The 16,474-nt window shown below is 67.7% G+C and carries 19 protein-coding genes; 4 read left to right on the plus strand and 15 right to left on the minus strand.

Annotated features, from left to right (window positions below):
• Positions 1–30: 30 nt before the first annotated feature.
• Positions 31–318, minus strand: a complete 288-nt coding sequence (locus AC3QLZ_RS14495; RefSeq protein ID WP_014236618.1) for a hypothetical protein — start codon at positions 316–318, stop codon at positions 31–33.
• Positions 315–2,528 carry a putative bifunctional diguanylate cyclase/phosphodiesterase gene (locus AC3QLZ_RS14500; RefSeq protein ID WP_014236619.1) on the minus strand — a complete coding sequence of 738 codons (2,214 nt, stop codon included), beginning with the start codon at positions 2,526–2,528 and terminating at the stop codon, positions 315–317. The genes AC3QLZ_RS14495 and AC3QLZ_RS14500 overlap by 4 nt, the downstream gene beginning before the upstream one ends.
• Before the next feature lie 146 nt (positions 2,529–2,674).
• On the opposite strand from AC3QLZ_RS14500, the gene AC3QLZ_RS14505 reads away from it, so the two are divergent.
• Both AC3QLZ_RS14505 and AC3QLZ_RS14510 read left to right on the plus strand, forming a co-directional pair.
• Positions 2,675–3,889 carry a DesA family fatty acid desaturase gene (locus AC3QLZ_RS14505; protein WP_014236620.1) on the plus strand — a complete coding sequence of 405 codons (1,215 nt, stop codon included), beginning with the start codon at positions 2,675–2,677 and terminating at the stop codon, positions 3,887–3,889.
• A 76-nt stretch (positions 3,890–3,965) separates the two neighbouring features.
• The gene (locus AC3QLZ_RS14510; RefSeq protein WP_014236621.1) at positions 3,966–4,457 is read left to right on the plus strand and encodes a disulfide bond formation protein B; all 492 of its coding nucleotides are present in this window, start codon (positions 3,966–3,968) and stop codon (positions 4,455–4,457) included.
• A 363-nt stretch (positions 4,458–4,820) separates the two neighbouring features.
• Here the strand turns inward: AC3QLZ_RS14510 and rpmG are convergent, their stop codons facing one another.
• From rpmG to radC, 4 genes are all read right to left on the minus strand, one after another.
• Positions 4,821–4,976 carry a 50S ribosomal protein L33 gene (gene rpmG / locus AC3QLZ_RS14515; RefSeq protein WP_014236622.1) on the minus strand — a complete coding sequence of 52 codons (156 nt, stop codon included), beginning with the start codon at positions 4,974–4,976 and terminating at the stop codon, positions 4,821–4,823.
• Between the two features lie 30 nt (positions 4,977–5,006).
• Positions 5,007–5,240 (minus strand): 50S ribosomal protein L28, encoded by a 234-nt coding sequence (rpmB, locus tag AC3QLZ_RS14520; protein ID WP_014236623.1) that lies wholly within the window; start codon positions 5,238–5,240, stop codon positions 5,007–5,009.
• Between the two features lie 116 nt (positions 5,241–5,356).
• On the minus strand, positions 5,357–5,683 hold the full coding sequence (locus tag AC3QLZ_RS14525) for a PilZ domain-containing protein (RefSeq protein ID WP_014236624.1): 327 nt from the start codon (positions 5,681–5,683) through the stop codon (positions 5,357–5,359).
• A 120-nt stretch (positions 5,684–5,803) separates the two neighbouring features.
• The gene (gene radC, locus AC3QLZ_RS14530; RefSeq protein WP_014236625.1) at positions 5,804–6,481 is read right to left on the minus strand and encodes a RadC family protein; all 678 of its coding nucleotides are present in this window, start codon (positions 6,479–6,481) and stop codon (positions 5,804–5,806) included.
• Positions 6,482–6,528: 47 nt separating this feature from the next.
• Here radC and coaBC point away from each other — a divergent pair, with 47 nt between their 5' ends.
• Together coaBC and dut are read left to right on the plus strand one after the other, a co-directional pair.
• On the plus strand, positions 6,529–7,713 hold the full coding sequence (gene coaBC / locus AC3QLZ_RS14535) for a bifunctional phosphopantothenoylcysteine decarboxylase/phosphopantothenate--cysteine ligase CoaBC (protein ID WP_014236626.1): 1,185 nt from the start codon (positions 6,529–6,531) through the stop codon (positions 7,711–7,713).
• A gap of 17 nt (positions 7,714–7,730) precedes the next feature.
• On the plus strand, positions 7,731–8,180 hold the full coding sequence (gene dut / locus AC3QLZ_RS14540; RefSeq protein WP_014236627.1) for a dUTP diphosphatase: 450 nt from the start codon (positions 7,731–7,733) through the stop codon (positions 8,178–8,180).
• Between the two features lie 177 nt (positions 8,181–8,357).
• On the opposite strand, the gene AC3QLZ_RS14545 is transcribed toward dut, so the two are convergent.
• The 9 genes from AC3QLZ_RS14545 to AC3QLZ_RS14585 form a co-directional block, all read right to left on the minus strand.
• The gene (locus tag AC3QLZ_RS14545) at positions 8,358–9,653 is read right to left on the minus strand and encodes an FCSD flavin-binding domain-containing protein (RefSeq protein WP_014236628.1); all 1,296 of its coding nucleotides are present in this window, start codon (positions 9,651–9,653) and stop codon (positions 8,358–8,360) included.
• Entirely contained in the window at positions 9,653–9,988 is a 336-nt protein-coding gene (locus AC3QLZ_RS14550; RefSeq protein ID WP_014236629.1) for a c-type cytochrome, read from the minus strand. The genes AC3QLZ_RS14545 and AC3QLZ_RS14550 overlap by 1 nt, the downstream gene beginning before the upstream one ends.
• Positions 9,989–10,105: 117 nt before the next feature.
• Positions 10,106–11,401, minus strand: a complete 1,296-nt coding sequence (locus AC3QLZ_RS14555; RefSeq protein WP_014236630.1) for a mechanosensitive ion channel family protein — start codon at positions 11,399–11,401, stop codon at positions 10,106–10,108.
• Positions 11,402–11,410: 9 nt separating this feature from the next.
• Positions 11,411–12,739 carry an RsmB/NOP family class I SAM-dependent RNA methyltransferase gene (locus AC3QLZ_RS14560; protein ID WP_014236631.1) on the minus strand — a complete coding sequence of 443 codons (1,329 nt, stop codon included), beginning with the start codon at positions 12,737–12,739 and terminating at the stop codon, positions 11,411–11,413.
• 73 nt (positions 12,740–12,812) lie between these two features.
• A complete protein-coding gene (locus AC3QLZ_RS14565) occupies positions 12,813–13,550 on the minus strand; it encodes a DUF3108 domain-containing protein (protein ID WP_014236632.1) in 738 nt (245 codons plus the stop codon).
• 249 nt (positions 13,551–13,799) lie between these two features.
• Positions 13,800–14,456, minus strand: a complete 657-nt coding sequence (purN, locus tag AC3QLZ_RS14570) for a phosphoribosylglycinamide formyltransferase (RefSeq protein ID WP_014236633.1) — start codon at positions 14,454–14,456, stop codon at positions 13,800–13,802.
• 36 nt (positions 14,457–14,492) lie between these two features.
• Positions 14,493–15,245 (minus strand): hypothetical protein, encoded by a 753-nt coding sequence (locus tag AC3QLZ_RS14575; RefSeq protein WP_014236634.1) that lies wholly within the window; start codon positions 15,243–15,245, stop codon positions 14,493–14,495.
• A 36-nt stretch (positions 15,246–15,281) separates the two neighbouring features.
• Complete coding sequence (locus tag AC3QLZ_RS14580; protein WP_014236635.1) at positions 15,282–15,944, minus strand: DedA family protein; 663 nt, start codon at positions 15,942–15,944, stop codon at positions 15,282–15,284.
• Between the two features lie 67 nt (positions 15,945–16,011).
• Positions 16,012–16,458, minus strand: coding sequence for a response regulator (locus tag AC3QLZ_RS14585; RefSeq protein ID WP_014236636.1), 447 nt, complete (start codon positions 16,456–16,458; stop codon positions 16,012–16,014).
• Positions 16,459–16,474: the final 16 nt, after the last annotated feature.

Below are 16,474 nucleotides of genomic sequence, written 5' to 3' on the forward strand. Positions count from 1 at the left end.
ACGCTCCAGGCGGAAGGGGAAAACGCGAGTTTACCCCGACTTTGGCGGCTGGGTGTCCTTGCCGTTGGCGGCCCCCGCGGCGCCGCTCCGTTTGCGCCGCTCCGGATGGCCGGCAGCGGGCTCGGGCAGGGTGATGAGCAGACACTGGCCGTCGGGCAGGGAGACGGCGATGCTGTCCCGGCCACCGGGGCCGCTCTCCTTGCAGTGATAGAGGCTGAGGGCGGGGGTGGCCAGGGAATCCTTGATCTGCCGCGGGTGCAGGTGTTCGGCCAGGGCTTCCCGGTCCACCAGGGCCCAGTGCAGGGTCTTGCCGCTCATGCCAGGTCCCCGTCCGGCGCCGCTTCCGCGTCGGCCAGGGTCTTGCCCTGGCGCAGCAGCAGGGCGTAGTCGCCGGCGGGCACGGCCCGACTGAAGAAGTAGCCCTGGAACTCGTCACAGCCGTGTTGGCGCAGCAGGGCTAGCTGTTCGGCCGTTTCCACGCCTTCGGCCACCACATTGAGCCCCAGGCTGTGGGCCATGGCGATGACGGCGCTGGCGATGGCCGCATCGTCGGCGTTGGAGTTGATGTCGCGTACGAAGGAGCGGTCGATCTTCAGGCAGTCGATGGGGAAGCGCTTGAGGTAGGAGAGGCTGGAGTAGCCGGTGCCGAAGTCGTCCAGGGACAGGGTCACGCCCAGGTCCTTCAGCTCCCGCAGGGTCAGGGCGGCGTGGTCGGTGTCGTGCATGACCATGGATTCGGTCAATTCGATGTCCAGCATTTCGCCGGGCACCTGGTATTCCTCCAGCAGCCGGCGTACCGTCTCCCCCAGGTTTTCCTGGCGGAACTGGCGGGCGGAGATGTTGATGGCCACCTTCAGGGGCGGCAGGCCTTCCTCGCGCCAGGCACGGATCTGCCGGCACACCAGTTCGATGACCTTTTCCCCCAGGGGAATGATGAGGCCCGATTCCTCGGCCAGGGGAATGAACTCGTTGGGGTTGATCTGGCCGATGCGCGGGTGCATCCAGCGCAGCAGGGCCTCGGCGCCGACGATGGTGCCCTGCTGCAGGGACACCTTGGGCTGGTAGTAGACCTGGAACTCGTCGGTCTCCAGGGCCCGGCGCAGGTTGCCCTCCATGTCCAGCCGATCCAGGGCCATGCTGCTCATTTCCGGCAGGTAGAAGCGGTAGTTGTTGCGGCCGTATTCCTTGACCCGGTACATGGCCACGTCGGCGTTGCGCAGCAGGATGTCTCCGGTTTCCCCGTCCCGGGGGAACAGGCTGACGCCGATGGAGGCGGTGACGAACAGCTCCTTGCCCTCGACGAACAAGGGCTGGGCCAGGGCCCGCTGAATCTTGCCGGCCACCACGGCCACGTCGTCCGCATCCAGGATGTCGCCGACGACGATGACGAACTCGTCGCCCCCCAGGCGGGCCACCGTGTCGGTGTCGCGCACGGCCGTCTGCAGGCGCTCGGCCACGGTCTTCAGCAGTTTGTCGGCCGGGGCGTGGCCGAGGCCGTCGTTGATCACCTTGAAGCGGTCCAGGTCGAGCAGCATGACGCCCACCAGGCGCCTGTCCCGGCGCGCCAGGGCGATGGCCTGGCTGATGCGGTCGGCCAGCAGGCTGCGATTGGCCAGACCGGTGAGGACGTCGTGGGTGGCTTGGTATTCCAGCTGTTCCTGGTAATGGATGCGGTCGGAGACGTCGTTGATGACGGAGACGAAATGGGTGGTGCTCTGGCCCGACTCGTCCAGCACCGGTGCCAGGTGCAGTTCGTTCCAGAACAGGCTGCCGTCCTTGCGGTAGTTGCGCAGGATGGCGTGGCCCTCGCGCCGGTCCCGCAGGGCAGCGCGGATTTCGTTGAGGCCTTTCTGCTGCAGGTCGTCCCGCACCAGGAAGCGGCCGTTGCGCCCCTGCACTTCGGCAGCGCTGTAGCCGGTGATGCGCTCGAAGGCCGGGTTCACATAGGTGATGGGGTGGTCCAGCTGGGTGGCGGAAGTGATCATGATGCCGTTGCTGGAGGACTCCACGGCCCGGTCCCGCAGCCGCAGGGCCTCGCCGGCGTCCTGGCGGGCGGCGGCTTCGGCCTCGCTGGTGCAGCGGCGCACCGCCAGGGCCAGGGCCAGCAGGGTGGCGATGTCCCGCAGCAGTTGGTGTTCCTCCGGCGAAAACAGGGCGCGGGCGGCGGCATAGATGCGCAGCCGGCCCAGGGCCTTGCCTCCGGCTTCCAGGGGCAGGGACAGGGAGCCGGCAAACGCCGAAAACTGGGGGAACCGATCCAGGTCCTGCCAGTCTGACGGGAGCATGGCGTCGGCTGCCGCATCGGCGCCGAGGCGGGCTGCCACCAGCCGGTGGCTGCCGTTTTCCAGCAGACCGACGCAGGCCAGGCTGTAGCCGCCGCAGCCGGTCAGACTGTCGCAGATGCGGGCCGCCAGGTCCGCTTCGCTGCCGGCTGCACCGGCGGCGGCATGGCAATGGGCCAGCAGGGCAAGCAGACGCCGCAGCTGGTCTTCATCGCTGACGTCCTCATTTGGGTGTTGCGGGGACAAGAGGTCTCCTCCTCATTGTGTACTGCTTGTTTTTGTCGGGGCAGTGTAACAAATGCCCCGTCGCCTGGTTGTTGCGCTGCGCCATGGAAATGGCTGCGAATCAGGCGCTTGGCGTCATTCATCCTTTTCAAGGGGTAGTTCCAACCATGGCCTTTGCCGATATCCTGTCGTCCCTCCTAGCCTTTCTCCGTTCCGGCGCCCTCGACCTGCCCTGGTGGGGCGTGCTGCTGGCCGCCTTGGGCATGACCCATGTGACCATCGTCGCCGTCACCGTCTTCCTGCACCGCCACCAGGCCCACCGGGCCCTGGATCTGGGGGCCCTGCCTTCCCATTTTTTCCGTTTCTGGCTGTGGTTGACCACCGGCATGGTGACCAAGGAATGGACTGCCATCCACCGCAAGCACCACGCCAAGTGCGAAACCGCCGAGGATCCCCATAGTCCCCAGGTGAAGGGCCTGTGGAAGGTCCTCTCCGAAGGCGCCGAACTGTACCGGGCCGAGGCCGCCAATGCCGAAACCCTGGCCCGCTACGGTCACGGCACACCGGACGACTGGCTGGAGGGCCACGTCTATGCCCGGCATCCGGTGCTCGGCGTGGCCCTCATGCTGGTGCTGGACGTGCTGCTCTTCGGCGCCGCCGGCATCACCGTGTGGGCGGTGCAGATGGCCTGGATTCCCTTCTGGGCGGCGGGGGTGGTCAATGGCCTGGCCCACTTCTGGGGCTACCGCAACTTCGCCTGCGCCGACGCCTCCACCAATCTCTGGCCCCTGGGGCTGGTCATCGGCGGCGAGGAACTGCACAACAACCACCATGCCTTCGCCACTTCCGCCCGCTTCTCCGCCAAGTGGTACGAGGTGGACATCGGCTGGGGCTACATCCGCCTGATGAGCGCCCTGGGCCTGGCCCGGGTGAAGAAGGTGGCGCCCCGGCCCCGGCTGCGTTCCCTGCGGCCCCAGGTGGACGACCATACCCTGCAGGCTCTCATCACCCACCGTTACGATCTCATGACCCGTTACGCCAAATCCCTGCGCCAGGCCTACGAGGCCGAGTTGCGGGCCCTCCGTGGGCGTCTCGATGCGGTGGAGTTCAAGCGGGCCCGGGACGCGCGGCGCTGGCTGGCCGGCGACCTGGGACGGATGCCGGCGGAACTGCGTCAGCGCTTCGACGCCCTGGTCCAGGGCAGCGGCCCGTTGCAGACCCTGGTGGCCATGCGGGAGGAGTTGAGCGCGGTGTGGGAGCGCACCAACGCCAGCCGGGAGCAGTTGCTGGCCCACCTGCAGGACTGGTGCCGCCGGGCCGAAAGCAGCGGCATCCGCCAGCTGGAAGAGATGTCCCTGCGTCTGCGCCGCTACGCCATTTGAGCCGGAGCGGCCAACGCTGGCACAATGACGGGGCGCCCTGCGGGGTGCCCTTTTCTTCAGGAAAGTCCGATCCCCTATGTCCCTGCTCAACCGTCTGGCCGGACGTCCCGGCTATCTGCTTCTCGCTGTGGGCTGCGTCGCCCTGGTCTCCGCCGGCCTGGTAATCCAGGAGTTTGACCGCCTGCAGCCCTGTCCCCTGTGCATTTTCCAGCGTGTGCTCTACCTGCTGGTGGCCGCCCTGGCCCTGGGCGGGGCATTGTTGCCCCGGCTGCGCTGGCTGTGGCTCGGCCTGATCGGCGTCACCGCCGTCGGCGGCATGGCCACGGCCCTGTACCAGACCTGGCTGCAATGGGTGGCCGACCCGGCCCTGGAGTGCGCCTACGGCGATCCCAGCCTTATCGAGCGCCTGGTGGACTGGCTGGGCATGCAGTACCCGTCCCTGTTCATGGCCACCGGCTTCTGTTCGGCCCGGGACTGGACCTTCCTGCAGCTTTCCATGGCCAACTGGTCCGTGCTCTGCTTTGCCGGGGTGCTGGTCAGCCTGCTGGTCATCGGCCGCCGTCGCTGATCGCAGGCCGTTTCCTGTCGCAAACAAAAAGCCCGCTTCGGCGGGCTTTTTGTTTGCGGCTTTCGTTTGCGGCTTTCGTTTGCGGCTTTCGTTTGCGGCTTTCGTTTGCGGCTTTCGTTTGCGGCTTTCGTTTGCGGCTTTCGTTTGCGGCTTTCGTTTGCGGCTTTCGTTTGCGGCGGCTGTTTGCGGCGGGGAGGCTGATGGCGTTGGGGGCAAGGTGCCGTTTCCGCCCCGAATCCGGCTGCAAAGCGGGGAGGGGGGGCAAAGAACGGGTGCCCATCTGCGGCGGCGCTCCGGGGCGAAGGCCCAAAGAAAAACCCGCCACAAGGGCGGGTTTTCCGGTAGCCAAGCCTTTGGGGGGGCTTACTTCAGCTTGGTTTCTTTGTAGATCACGTGCTTGCGGACCTTGGGATCGTACTTCTTGATCTCGATCTTTTCCGGCTTGGTACGCTTGTTCTTGGTGGTGGTGTAGAAATGGCCGGTCCCAGCAGTGGACTCCAGCTTGATCTTTTCACGCATGTCGCAGCTCCTTAGACCGTGAAACGCTTATTACACTTCGCCGCGGGCACGCAGATCCACCAGGACCTCGTCGATACCCTTCTTGTCGATCAACCGCAGACCGGCGTTGGAAACACGCAGCCGGATGAAGCGGTTTTCGCTCTCAACCCAGAAGCGACGATACTGCAGATTCGGCAGGAAGCGGCGCTTGGTTTTGTTGTTGGCATGGGAAACGTTGTTCCCGACCATCGGGGCCTTGCCCGTCACTTGGCAGACACGCGCCATGATTTGCTCCAGAAAACTTGGAAGGAAAGCCCGCGATTGTAACGCAACTGCCTGAATAATATCAAGCCTCTTTTGCGTTTTCCTTTTGCCCGGGGCGGCAAAAAGGCCGGAAAGCCTTATCCGGCGTACCTTTCCGTCCCGGGTAAAAAATGCTGGGCGAGTACACGTTGCAGCTGAACCTTGGCTGCGCCCGTGAAGCCGACGAATTGTACCCCATGCCGGAAGCAGCAGTGACGGTCGGAGTGCACCGAATAGGCCATGCGGCAGCGGAATTCCAGCACCAGCGGGCGTTCGTGGGAGTGGGTGGGGGGCACGGACAGCCGCATGGTGAACTGGCTGGAGGTGTGCAGGTTGTGGTCCGTCAGTACGGCAGCGCCGGCCTGGGAAACGTCGTGGGTACGGCCGTGATAGACCCGGTCCGGCTCGCTGTCGAGGACGATCATGCACGACCACCGGGCTGGGTACCGGTCATATTGGCGCTGTTCTTTCATTGCAATTGGGAATTGTTGTTATCTGGTCAGCGCGCAGTATAACCACAGACCCCCTCTTACTATTGATATAGATCAGAGCAAGCCCCGCTCGGAAAAAGAAAGGGGCTGGGCGTTGCCGGCGACGACGAAATGGTCCAGCACCCGCACCTCCACCAGGGCCAGGCTCTGCCTGAGGGCGGCGGTGAGCTGTTCGTCGGCCCGGGAGGGCTCGGCGACGCCGGAGGGGTGGTTGTGGGCGAAGATGACGGCCGCCGCATTGCGGGCCAGGGCCGTCTTCACCACTTCCCGGGGATAGACCGCCGTCTGGGTCAGGGTGCCGCGGAACAGTTCCTCGGCGGCGATGAGGCGGTTCTGGGCGTCCAGCCACAGGGCCAGGAACACCTCCCGCGGCTCGCCGCCCAGCCGGGCCCGCAGGTAGTCGCGCACCGCACCCGGGGAATTGAAGGCATGGGGCCGCTCCATTTCCTCCCGCAGGGCGCGCCGGGACATTTCCAGGACGGCCTGGATCTGGGCGTACTTGGCGCTGCCCATGCCGGGCACGGCGCCGATCTCCTCCGCCGTGGCGGCAAACAGCCGGGTCAGGCTGCCGAAACGCTGCAGCAGGCTGCGCGCCATGTCCACCGCGCTCTGGCCCCGCACCCCGACCCGCAGGAAGACGGCCAGCAGTTCCGCATCGGAGAGGGCGGTGGCGCCCTGCTTCAGCAGCCGCTCCCGGGGGCGTTCGTCTTCGGGCCAGTCGGTGATTGCCATGATCTCAAGTAGAATCGGGCGGATCAGCCATTCTAGCGATTACGACAATGGAATTGTTGGGCAAGAAAATACTCCTCGGCGTCACCGGCGGCATCGCCGCCTACAAGGCGGCCGAGCTGACCCGCCTGCTGCAGAAGCAGGGGGCCACGGTGCAGGTGGCCATGACCGAGGCGGCCACCCATTTCGTCGGTGCGGTGACCTTCCAGGCCCTGTCCGGCCAGCCGGTGTTCACCGACCAGTGGGATGCGCGCATGGCCAACAACATGGCCCACATCGATCTCTCCCGGGAGGCGGACGCGGTGCTGGTGGCGCCGGCCTCCGCCGATTTCCTGGCCAAGGTGGCCCACGGCCAGGCCGACGACCTGCTCACCACCCTGGTGCTGGCCCGGGATTGCCCCCTGCTGGTGGCCCCGGCCATGAACCGGCAGATGTGGGAAAACCCGGCCACCCAACGCAACGCCGCCACCCTGGCGGCGGACGGCATCACCCTGCTGGGCCCCGCCTGCGGCGACCAGGCCTGCGGCGAGGTCGGCGCCGGGCGCATGCTGGAGCCGGCGGAAATCGTCGAGGACCTGATCGCCTTCTTCCAGGCCAAGCCCCTGGCCGGCAAGCGGGTGCTGCTCACCGCCGGCCCCACCTTCGAGGCCCTGGACCCGGTGCGGGGCATCACCAATCTTTCGAGCGGCAAGATGGGCTACGCCCTGGCCCGGGCCTGTGCCCAGGCCGGCGCCGCCGTCACCCTGGTCTCCGGCCCCACCGGGCTGGCCTGCCCCCGGGGCGTGCTGCGGGTCGAGGTGAGCGCCGCCCTGGAGATGCAGCGGGAAGTGCTGGCCCGGGCCGGGGAGAGCGACGTCTTCATCGGCGTTGCCGCCGTGGCCGACTACCGGCCGGCCGCCCCGTCCGCCCAGAAGATCAAGAAGAACGCCGCCGCGATGACGGTGGAGCTGGTGAAGAACCCGGACATCCTGGCCGAAGTGGCGGCCCTGCCGCGGCCGCCCTTCTGCGTCGGTTTTGCCGCCGAGAGCCACGACCTGGCCACCTACGCCGAGGGCAAGCGCGTCAACAAGAAACTGCCCCTGGTGGTGGGCAACCTGATCAGCGACGGCTTCGGCGGCGAGGACAACACCGTGGTCCTGTTCGATGCCGCCGGCGCCCATCCCCTGGCCACCGCCAGCAAGACCGAGGTGGCCCGCAGCATCGTCGCCGCCATTGCCGAGCGTCTGCCCCACTGATTTTATCTGGAGAAACAATGCATCCCGTCGACGTCAAACTGCTGGACCCCCGCCTGCACGAAACCCCGCCCCAGTACGCCACCCCCGGTTCTGCCGGGCTGGACCTGCGGGCCTGCATCGAGGCCCCGGTGAAGCTGCATCCGGGCGAAACCCAGCTGATTCCCACCGGCATCGCCATCCACCTCAACGACCCGGGCATGGCCGCCATGATCCTGCCCCGCTCCGGCCTGGGCCACAAGCACGGCATCGTCCTCGGCAACCTGGTGGGCCTGATCGACTCCGACTACCAGGGCGAAATCATGGTTTCCACCTGGAACCGGGGCAAGGAAGCTTTCACCATCAATCCCCTGGACCGCATCGCCCAGCTGGTGGTGGTGCCGGTGCTGCAGGTGCAGTTCAACCTGGTGGACGAGTTTGCCGCCAGCGACCGGGGGGCCGGCGGTTTCGGCAGCACCGGCAAGGGCTGATCCCGGCGCCGCTCGGCGCCCTGTGCAATGAGAAAAGGCCGCGCTTCCGCAAGGAGGCGCGGCCTTTTTATTCGGCTGCAGGCGGTAGGCCCGGGAGGCAGGCAGGACGGGCCTGTTGGCCATGCCATGGCGGAGATGGCCGTCCTGCCTGCCTCCCGGCAGTGCTGCTTTTTTGTTCTAGGCCAGGGCGTCGGCCCAGATGTTCTTGGCCCAGCCCAGGGCGAACTGGGCCTCGGCGACGCTGCGCACGGCGGAGACGCCGCCGGAGCCGGGCACCGGCAGCACCGTCTTTTTCTCGGCGTCGTACTGGTGGATGGAGGCCACGTGGCAGGCTTCCGTGGAGCTGAGGAAGCTGTAGCAGGTGTTCATCACCACCGGATTGGGATTGGGCGCCTCGCCGGCCAGCAGGTTGAGGATGGCGGCGGCAGCCAGCTTGGCATGCTGGTTGGCCATGTGGCCGGACTTGGGCATGGTCGGCGCCGGGAAAATGGCGTCGCCCAGAACGTGGATGCCCGGGGTGTTGGTGGATTCCAGGCTCAGCCAGTCCACATCGACCCAGCGGTTGTTCACCAGCTTCAGCCCGGCGGCGCTGGCGATGGCGCCGGCCCGCTGGGGCGGCACCACGTTGAGCACGTCGGCCCGCACCTTGTCGAATTCGAAGAGGGCGGTGGTGTTGGTCACGTCCACGTCGATCAGCTCGTGGTTGGGCCGGTATTCGACGATATTCGGGTACAGCTCGCTCCAGGCCTTGGTGAACAGGCCCTTCTTGGAGATCACGTCCTCGTTGGCGTCCAGGATCAGCACCTTGGACTTGGGCTTGTGGGCCTTGAAGTAGCTGGCCACCACCGAAGCCCGCTCGTAGGGGCCGGGCGGGCAGCGGTAGGGCGCCTTGGGAATGGTGATGGCGAAGACGCCGCCGTCCTTCATGGATTCCAGCTGCTTGCGCAGGGCCACGGTCTGGGGGCCGGCCTTCCAGGCGTGGAGGATCTTCTCCTGGGATTCCTTGGCGTCCAGGGCCGGCACCAGGGACCACAGGAAATCGACGCCGGGGGAGAGCACCAGGCGGTCGTAGCTGAGGCTGCCGCCCTGGGCCAGGCGCAGGGTGCGCTTGACCGGGTCCACCGCCACGGCTTCGTCCTGGATCACCTTGACGCCCCAGCGGTTCTTCAGGCCGTCGTAGGAGACGGTGATGTCGTCCAGGGTCTTGTCGCCGGAGAGGATGAGGTTGGAAATGGGGCAGGAGATAAAAGTGGGGTTACGCTCCACCAGGGTGACGCGGACGCCGCCCTCGCTCCACTTGCGCAGGTACTTGGCCACCGTTGCGCCGCCGTAGCCGCCGCCCACCACCACCACGTGGCCGGCAGCCTGCTTGCGGGGAACCGGGGCGCTGGCGCAGCCGGTCAGGGAGGCGGTGACGGAAGCGGCGGAGACGATGCCCGCGGCCTTGAGGAAATCCCGGCGTTGCATGGTCATTACTTGCCCTCCCGTTTCTGGGCTGCCAGATAGGTGGTGATCAGGTCCAGCTGCTCCGGGGTATAGCCCTTGGCGATCTGGTGCATGATGGTGGCCGGCCGGCTGCCGTCGCGGAAGCCGTTCAGCTTCTGCAGCAGCACGCCCTTGTCCTGGCCGGCCAGCACGTCCATGGCGCCGGGCTGGGCATGGCCGTCGGTGCCGTGGCAGTTGGCGCAGGTGGCGGCCAGATTGCGGGCCAGGTTGGGGTCGGCGGCAAAGGCCGCGGTGCTGCCCAGGCCGGCGGCAAGGACGGCGAGCAGGGAAAGGCGTGACATCAGGTGGCGCGCAAAGGGCATGGCATCTCCTTGGCTAGACGAAGGCCGTCCAGATATAAGCAGTCCAGATTTGGCCCGGAGTATAACAACCGCAGCGGCGGAGTTTCCCCCGCCAAAACAGAATATTTCGGTCTTTTCTTATAACCTGGCGGCACTCTCGGCCGCTGCCGTAGGGGCCTCGCCGAGCATCCGCACCTCCCGCTGGGGGAAGGGGATTTCGATGCCTTCGGCCTTGAAGCGCTTCCAGATCTCCAGGTTGATGTCCGAGCGCAGGGCGCCGGAACCTTCCTCCGGGTCTTCGATCCAGAAGCCCACCTCCAGGTTGATGCCGCTGTCGGCAAAGCCGGTCAGGTAGGCCCGGGGCGCCCGCTCCTGCAGTACCCGGGGATGGGCTGCAGCCGCCTCCACCAGCACCGCCATGGCCCGCTCCACATCGCTGTTGTAGCCGACCTGGACGGCGGTCTTGAGGAATACCTGGGTGTCCGTGTAGGACTGGTTCTGCACCACGTTGGCGACGAACTGCTCGTTGGGGATCAGGTACTCGGTGCCGGCCAGGCCCCGCAGCACCGTGTAGCGGGTGGTGATCTGGGTCACCACGCCGCTGGTGGCGGCGTCGATGGCGATGAAGTCGCCCAGGCGGATGGAGCGGTCGAGCAGGATGATGAAGCCGGAGATGTAGTTGCTGGCGATCTTCTGCAGGCCGAAACCGAGGCCGACGCCGAGGGCGCCGCCGAAGACCGAGAGGGTGGTGATGTCGATGCCCACCAGGGACAGGCTGATGAGCACCGCCACCAGGGTCAGCAGGGCCTTGATGATGCGGGCCAGCACCGCCCGCACGTTGGAATCCAGCTTCTGCGCCCCCATCAGCCGGGCCTCCGCCAGGCCGGCCAGCCACAGGGCGCCCAGCACGGTGACGAAAATGGTGACCAGGCCGTGCAGGATCATCCACAGGTCGAGGCGCTGCTTGCCCACGGCGAACTGCACCTGCTCCATGGCGTCGATCACCGGCAGGTCCAGGCCGGTGATGTGCAGGGCTGCGGCCAGCCACACCAGGGTGGCGATGACCCGCTCGGATGCGGCCAGCCAGCCCGAGGGGGCGAAGGCCTGGCGCAGGATGTAGACCATCAGCCGGATGCCGGCCAGGGACAGCATCAGGGGCACGGCCAGGGTCAGCAGGTTGACGTGCATGTGGGGCTTGAGCAGGGCCCGTGCCAGCACCACCAGGCCCGCCGCCAGCAGGGGGAAGAGCAGGCGCTTGACCCCGCTGCGGCCCGCGTGCCAGCGCTCCGGCGTCGTCTGAATGCGGTTGCGCACCTGGCGCGAGGCGAAGAAGGCGATGCCGATGCAGCCGAGGAGCACGGCCATCTGCCAGAAAATGCGGGGATTCTGCAGGTCGTCCCACAGGTCGGTGAATAGCTGGGGCAGGGTTTCCATGGCGCAGGCTTACTTGGCTTGACGTTCGAAGACGGCGGCGAAGAAGGCGTCGCTGTCGTGGCGGTGGGGCAGCAGGGCCAGACGGCCGGCGGGCATGGCCTCCAGCCCCGGCAGCTCGATGCCCTGGGCGGCCAGGATGTCGGCCACCGGCACGGCGACGAAGTCCGGGTGGGCGGCGAGGAAGGCGTCGGCGACGGCGCCGTTCTCTTCCTGCAGCAGGCTGCAGGTGGCGTACACCAGGCGGCCCCCGGCCTTCACCAGGCGGGCGGCGGAATTGAGGATGGCGGTCTGCTTGGCGTTCAGCTCGGCGACGGACTTTTCGTCCTGGCGCCACTTCAGGTCCGGATTGCGGCGCAGGGTGCCCAGGCCGGAGCAGGGCGCATCCACCAGGACCCGGTCCAGCTTGCCGGCCAGGCGCTTGATGCGGGCGTCGTTCTCGCTCTCGATGCGCACCGGGTGCACGTTGGACAGGCCGGAGCGGGCCAAGCGCGGCTTCAGGTTGTTGAGGCGCTTCTCCGACACGTCGAAGGCGTAGAGGCGGCCGGTGGAGCGCATCAGGGCGCCCAGCAGCAGGGTCTTGCCGCCGGCGCCGGCGCAGAAGTCGGCCACCATCTCGCCCCGCTTGGGCGCCAGCAGCAGGCCCAGCAGCTGGCTGCCCTCGTCCTGCACTTCCACCGCACCGTCCATGAACAGGGGGTTGCGGGAAAGGGCGGGCTTGCCGGCCAGGCGCAGGCCCAGGGGCGAATAGGGGGTGGGAGTGGCGGCGATGCCGTCCTTGGCCAGCTGGGCGGCGACGGCGTTGCGTTCCGCCTTCAGGCTGTTGACCCGCAGGTCCAGGGGGGCCGGCCGGTTGAGGGCGGCCACCAGGGCCTGGGTCTCCTCGGCGCCGTACTGGGCCAGCAGGCGCTGGTAGAGCCAGTCCGGCAGGTCCAGGGCAATGGCCGGGGCGCTCAGGCCCAGGGGGCCGCTGGGGTCGAAATGGTCTTCGCCGCGGCCGATGGCGGCCCAGCGCTGTTGCAGGTGTTCCACCAGCTCGGCTTCGCCGTGGCGCAGCAGGGCTTCCAGGGCCTTGGCGTCCAGGCCCTGGTGGCAGGCCAGGTGGGCCAGCAGCAGGCGGCGGGCGTTCACCTGGGGCAGTACCAGGGCTTCCAGGCTGCGCTTGTGGCGCAGGATGGCGAACACGGCCTCGGCCACGAAGCCCCGGTCCCGGTGGCCCAGCTGCTTGTGCTCGCGGAAGTAGCGGGAGAGGGCCGCGTCCGCCGGGTGGTTCAGGCGCAGCACCTCGGTGAGGGCGGCGATGGCGTGCTGGAACAGGGCGGGAGCGGGTGCGTGGGTCATGGCGGTCTTCAAAAAAACGTTGGCCCCGGAGGGCGCGGAAAATCGGTGGGGCCGGAGCCCCGGCGGGCGGCGTCTATTCGCTGCCGACCTGGAGTTCGGTGGCGATCTGGTCGAAACGTTCGCCCTTCTTGTCGATGTGGCGGATCTTCACCGGCAGCAGCAGGCGGTCCGTGGCCAGCCACACTTCGGTGGTAGTGTCGCCGCTGGCCCGCAGGTGCAGGGTCGGCACGCTGCCGAAGGCCAGTTCCAGGACTTCCTCGCCGACCCGGGTGAAGCGGATCGTGTCCAGCTTGCGCCCGGTGCTCACCGGCAGATCCACCGTGGCGCCCACCTGGGGCAGGTAGCCGAAGGCGTAGTAGAAGCTGATGAAGTCCTGGGCGCCGGGGGGCAGGGTCTGGCGTCGCTGCTCCCTGCCCTGGACGACGCTGCCGGCGTTCCAGTCGAAGTCGGCCCGGTCGCCGGTCTCGCTGCCGTTCTTGCGGGCGACGAAGGTTTCCGGCTGCAGTCCAGCCGGGCCTATTTTACCCCGGCTCTCGTAGGCCACCTGGACCGACTTGAAGAGGGCCGCCAGGCCGGTGGTTTCGGTGATGCCGGTGAGCCGGTAGCGGCCGTCGGCGATGCGCCATTCGTGGATGGTCTGGCCCACTTCGAAATTCTGCTCGCCCTTGATGACGACGAAGCGGATGCGGCCCCGGGGCGGCAGCCGGGGCTCCACGGCCGCCGGCGGGGCCGGCTCGGGAGCGGCCACCGGCGCGGCTTCCGGCACCGGGGCGGCGGCCGCCGGCTCCGGCTGGGCCTGGGGGGCAGGCACGGCTGCCGGCCCAGGCGGGACGGCCCTGCTGGGCCTGGGGGCCTTGGGTGCCGCTTTCGGCGCGGGTGCCGGGGCAGGGGGTGTTTCGGGCCGCCGCTGGGGCGTCAGGGTGGCTTCCAGGGGCGGCGAGGGTGGTTCTTCGCCCAGCCCGGGCAGCTCGACTTCCGGCAGCACCAGGGCGCCGAGATGGAGGAAGAGGGAGGTCGCCAGGGCCAGCGCCAGGGCGACGGGGATGGAACGCTTCAGGGATCAGCTCCGGGCCGGGGGGGAAATGAGGGCGCTGGCGGCGGCCATGGGGTTGTCGGCCAGCAGCACCCGGCCCTGTTCCAGGCGCAGGCGGCCCTGGCAGAACCAGGCCACGGCGGCGGGATAGACCTGGTGTTCCTGCACCAGGACCCGGGCCGCCAGACTGTGCTCGTCGTCCCCTTCCAGCACCGGCACCACGGCCTGGGCGATGGCGGGGCCGTGGTCCAGGGCCGGGGTGACGAAATGCACGGTGCAGCCGTGCACCCGGCAGCCTTCCTCCAGGGCCCGCTGGTGGGTGTGGAGGCCGGGGAAGGCGGGCAGCAGGGAGGGATGGATGTTGATCAGGCGGCCTTCGTAATGGCGCACGAAGCCTTCGGAGAGGATGCGCATGAAGCCGGCCAGGATCACCAGGTCCGGGGCGTGGGCGTCGATGGCCTCGGCCAGGGCGGCATCGAAGGCTTCCCGGCTGGGGTAGGCCTTGTGGTCCAGGGCGGCGGTGGCGATGCCGGCCGCCTTGGCGGTTTCCAGGCCCTTGGCGTCGGGCCGGTTGGCGATCACGGCCACCACCTGGCCCGGATAGGCAGGGTCGGCGGCGGCCCGGAGGATGGCCTCCATATTGCTGCCGCGGCCGGAGATGAGGATGACGAGTCTTTTTTTCATGTCTGCTGGGGCCCGGCAGGGGCTGCCGGGGCGGTCCTACTTGATCGGTGTGAGGGCGGCCACCGGCAGGAAGACTGCGGTGGCCAGGTTCTGCATGACCCGGTTGACGGTGCGGCCGTTCTTGTCGGCCACCACCACCGAGAGGAAATCCAGGAGGCCGACCAGGCGGCCGATTTCCCGCTCGAAGGAGAGGTTGCGCACGGCGGCGTCCGGCTCGTTGGAGAGGATGTACAGCTCGCCTTCCACATTGCGGTTGTTGTTCAGGCGCCAGGCGACGATTTCCAGGTTGCGGGCGCAATTGTAGAGCTTTTGCGCGTCGAGGCCGTCAAGAACGTAAAAATCGGTCTTGTGCTCGTAGGCCGCCTGGACCATGCCGTTGACCCCGGCCATGAGGGCCAGCACCCGGTCGCCGTGGTAATCCTCGCGGAAGGCGAGCAGCATGGCCTGGGCCTCCCGGCGCCCTTCCAGCTCGGGCCACTGGTTGTTGTCGAAGATGCGGGCCACGGCCGCTTCCAGGGAGGGCTGGCCGACCTTCTTCCATTCCCGGGGATTGCGCCGGTACAGCTTTTCGGTGAGGCGTTTGAGGCCGGCGCTGACTTCCCGCTGGCTGGCGTCGATGACCCGGTCGATGTCGGTCTTGGCGATGGCCCGGGGGTCGAAGCGGGATTCGCTGCGCCCGTCGTGGCTGGTGCGGGTGGTGCAGCCCGGCAGGGCCAGGGCCAGCAGCAGGGCCGCCGCTGCGGCCAGGGCGGGGCCGGCCCGCGCTCCGTCTTGTTCCTGCTTCCCCATGACTCCCCCTTGGTTTTTTGTCTGTGGTTGTGCCGTTCAGCCGGTGCTGGCCTTGCGCGCCTTGCAGTAGCCGATGATGGCCGGCAGCAGGGACACGGCGATGATGAGCACGATCACCAGCGACAGGTTGTTCTTGATCAGGGGCAGGTTGCCGAACCAGTAGCCGGCCAGGCTGAGGGACACCACCCAGGAGACGCCGCCGACCACGTTGAAGAAGGTGAAGCGGCCGTAGCCCATCTCGCCCATGCCGGCGACGAAGGGGGCGAAGGTGCGCAGCAGGGGCAGGAAGCGGGAAATGACCAGGGTCTTGCCGCCGTGCACCTCGAAGAAGGCGTGGGTCTTTTCCAGGGCGGCCCGGTTCAGCAGGCGGGAATTCCAGGCCAGGATGCGGTGGCCGAACCAGCGGCCGATGACGTAGTTGAGGCTGTTGCCGAGCACGGCGGCGAGGGACAGGCTGAGCATCAGGGGCATCAGGGCCATGTCGCCGATGGCGGCCAGGGCGCCGGCGACGAAGAGCAGGGAGTCGCCGGGAAGGAAGGGCACGACGACGAAGCCGGTCTCGGCGAAGACGATGAAAAAGAGGATGGCGTAGATCCAGGGGCCGTATTGCTGGACCAGGACGGCCAGGTGCTTGTCCAGGTGCAGGACCAGGTCGATGAACTGCAGGAAGAGGCCGGTGATTGCGTCGAAAAATTCCATGGGGCGGCAGGGAGTATGGGGGCGGATGGGGCGGCTCCGGGCGGGGCCGCCAGGCCCGGATTCTAGCCTACTTGTGCACGCAGCCCGGCGGCGGCTCGTTGAGCACGGCCCAGAACAGGCCCAGGGATTTCACCGCGTCGATGAAGTCGCGGAAATTCACCGGCTTCACCACGTAGGCGTTGCAGCCCAGGTCGTAGGCCTCGTCCAGGTCCCGCTCCTCCCGGGAGGAGGTCAGCATGACCACCGGCACGTGGCGCAGCTCCTCGTCCTGCTTGATCTCCCGCAGCACTTCCAGGCCGCTCACCAGGGGCATCTTCAGGTCCAGCAGGATCAGGGCCGGGTTGCCCGCCGGCCGGTCGGCGAAGGGGCCGCGGCGGTAGAGGTAGTCCAGGGCCTGCTCGCCGTCGTTCACCACCTCCACCTCGTTGGCCAGGTGGCTGGCACCCAGGCCTTCCAGGGCCAGTTCCACGTCCCGGGGATCGTCTTCCGCCAGGAGGATGCGCTTCAGTTCCATGGAATCTCCTTATTGT

Source organism: Azospira sp. MPR-LB4 (assembly GCF_058809525.1).

Excerpts from the sequence above, each read along its gene's own strand:
- AC3QLZ_RS14495 (WP_014236618.1), bottom strand. The coding sequence starts at position 318 with ATGAGCGGCAAGACCCTGCACTGGGCCCTGGTGGACCGGGAAGCCCTG.
- AC3QLZ_RS14505 (WP_014236620.1), top strand. The coding sequence starts at position 2,675 with ATGGCCTTTGCCGATATCCTGTCGTCCCTCCTAGCCTTTCTCCGTTCC.
- AC3QLZ_RS14510 (WP_014236621.1), top strand. The coding sequence starts at position 3,966 with ATGTCCCTGCTCAACCGTCTGGCCGGACGTCCCGGCTATCTGCTTCTC.
- rpmG (WP_014236622.1), bottom strand. The coding sequence starts at position 4,976 with ATGCGTGAAAAGATCAAGCTGGAGTCCACTGCTGGGACCGGCCATTTC.
- rpmB (WP_014236623.1), bottom strand. The coding sequence starts at position 5,240 with ATGGCGCGTGTCTGCCAAGTGACGGGCAAGGCCCCGATGGTCGGGAAC.
- AC3QLZ_RS14525 (WP_014236624.1), bottom strand. The coding sequence starts at position 5,683 with ATGATCGTCCTCGACAGCGAGCCGGACCGGGTCTATCACGGCCGTACC.
- radC (WP_014236625.1), bottom strand. The coding sequence starts at position 6,481 with ATGGCAATCACCGACTGGCCCGAAGACGAACGCCCCCGGGAGCGGCTG.
- coaBC (WP_014236626.1), top strand. The coding sequence starts at position 6,529 with ATGGAATTGTTGGGCAAGAAAATACTCCTCGGCGTCACCGGCGGCATC.
- dut (WP_014236627.1), top strand. The coding sequence starts at position 7,731 with ATGCATCCCGTCGACGTCAAACTGCTGGACCCCCGCCTGCACGAAACC.
- AC3QLZ_RS14545 (WP_014236628.1), bottom strand. The coding sequence starts at position 9,653 with ATGACCATGCAACGCCGGGATTTCCTCAAGGCCGCGGGCATCGTCTCC.
- AC3QLZ_RS14550 (WP_014236629.1), bottom strand. The coding sequence starts at position 9,988 with ATGCCCTTTGCGCGCCACCTGATGTCACGCCTTTCCCTGCTCGCCGTC.
- AC3QLZ_RS14555 (WP_014236630.1), bottom strand. The coding sequence starts at position 11,401 with ATGGAAACCCTGCCCCAGCTATTCACCGACCTGTGGGACGACCTGCAG.
- AC3QLZ_RS14560 (WP_014236631.1), bottom strand. The coding sequence starts at position 12,739 with ATGACCCACGCACCCGCTCCCGCCCTGTTCCAGCACGCCATCGCCGCC.
- purN (WP_014236633.1), bottom strand. The coding sequence starts at position 14,456 with ATGAAAAAAAGACTCGTCATCCTCATCTCCGGCCGCGGCAGCAATATG.
- AC3QLZ_RS14575 (WP_014236634.1), bottom strand. The coding sequence starts at position 15,245 with ATGGGGAAGCAGGAACAAGACGGAGCGCGGGCCGGCCCCGCCCTGGCC.
- AC3QLZ_RS14580 (WP_014236635.1), bottom strand. The coding sequence starts at position 15,944 with ATGGAATTTTTCGACGCAATCACCGGCCTCTTCCTGCAGTTCATCGAC.
- AC3QLZ_RS14585 (WP_014236636.1), bottom strand. The coding sequence starts at position 16,458 with ATGGAACTGAAGCGCATCCTCCTGGCGGAAGACGATCCCCGGGACGTG.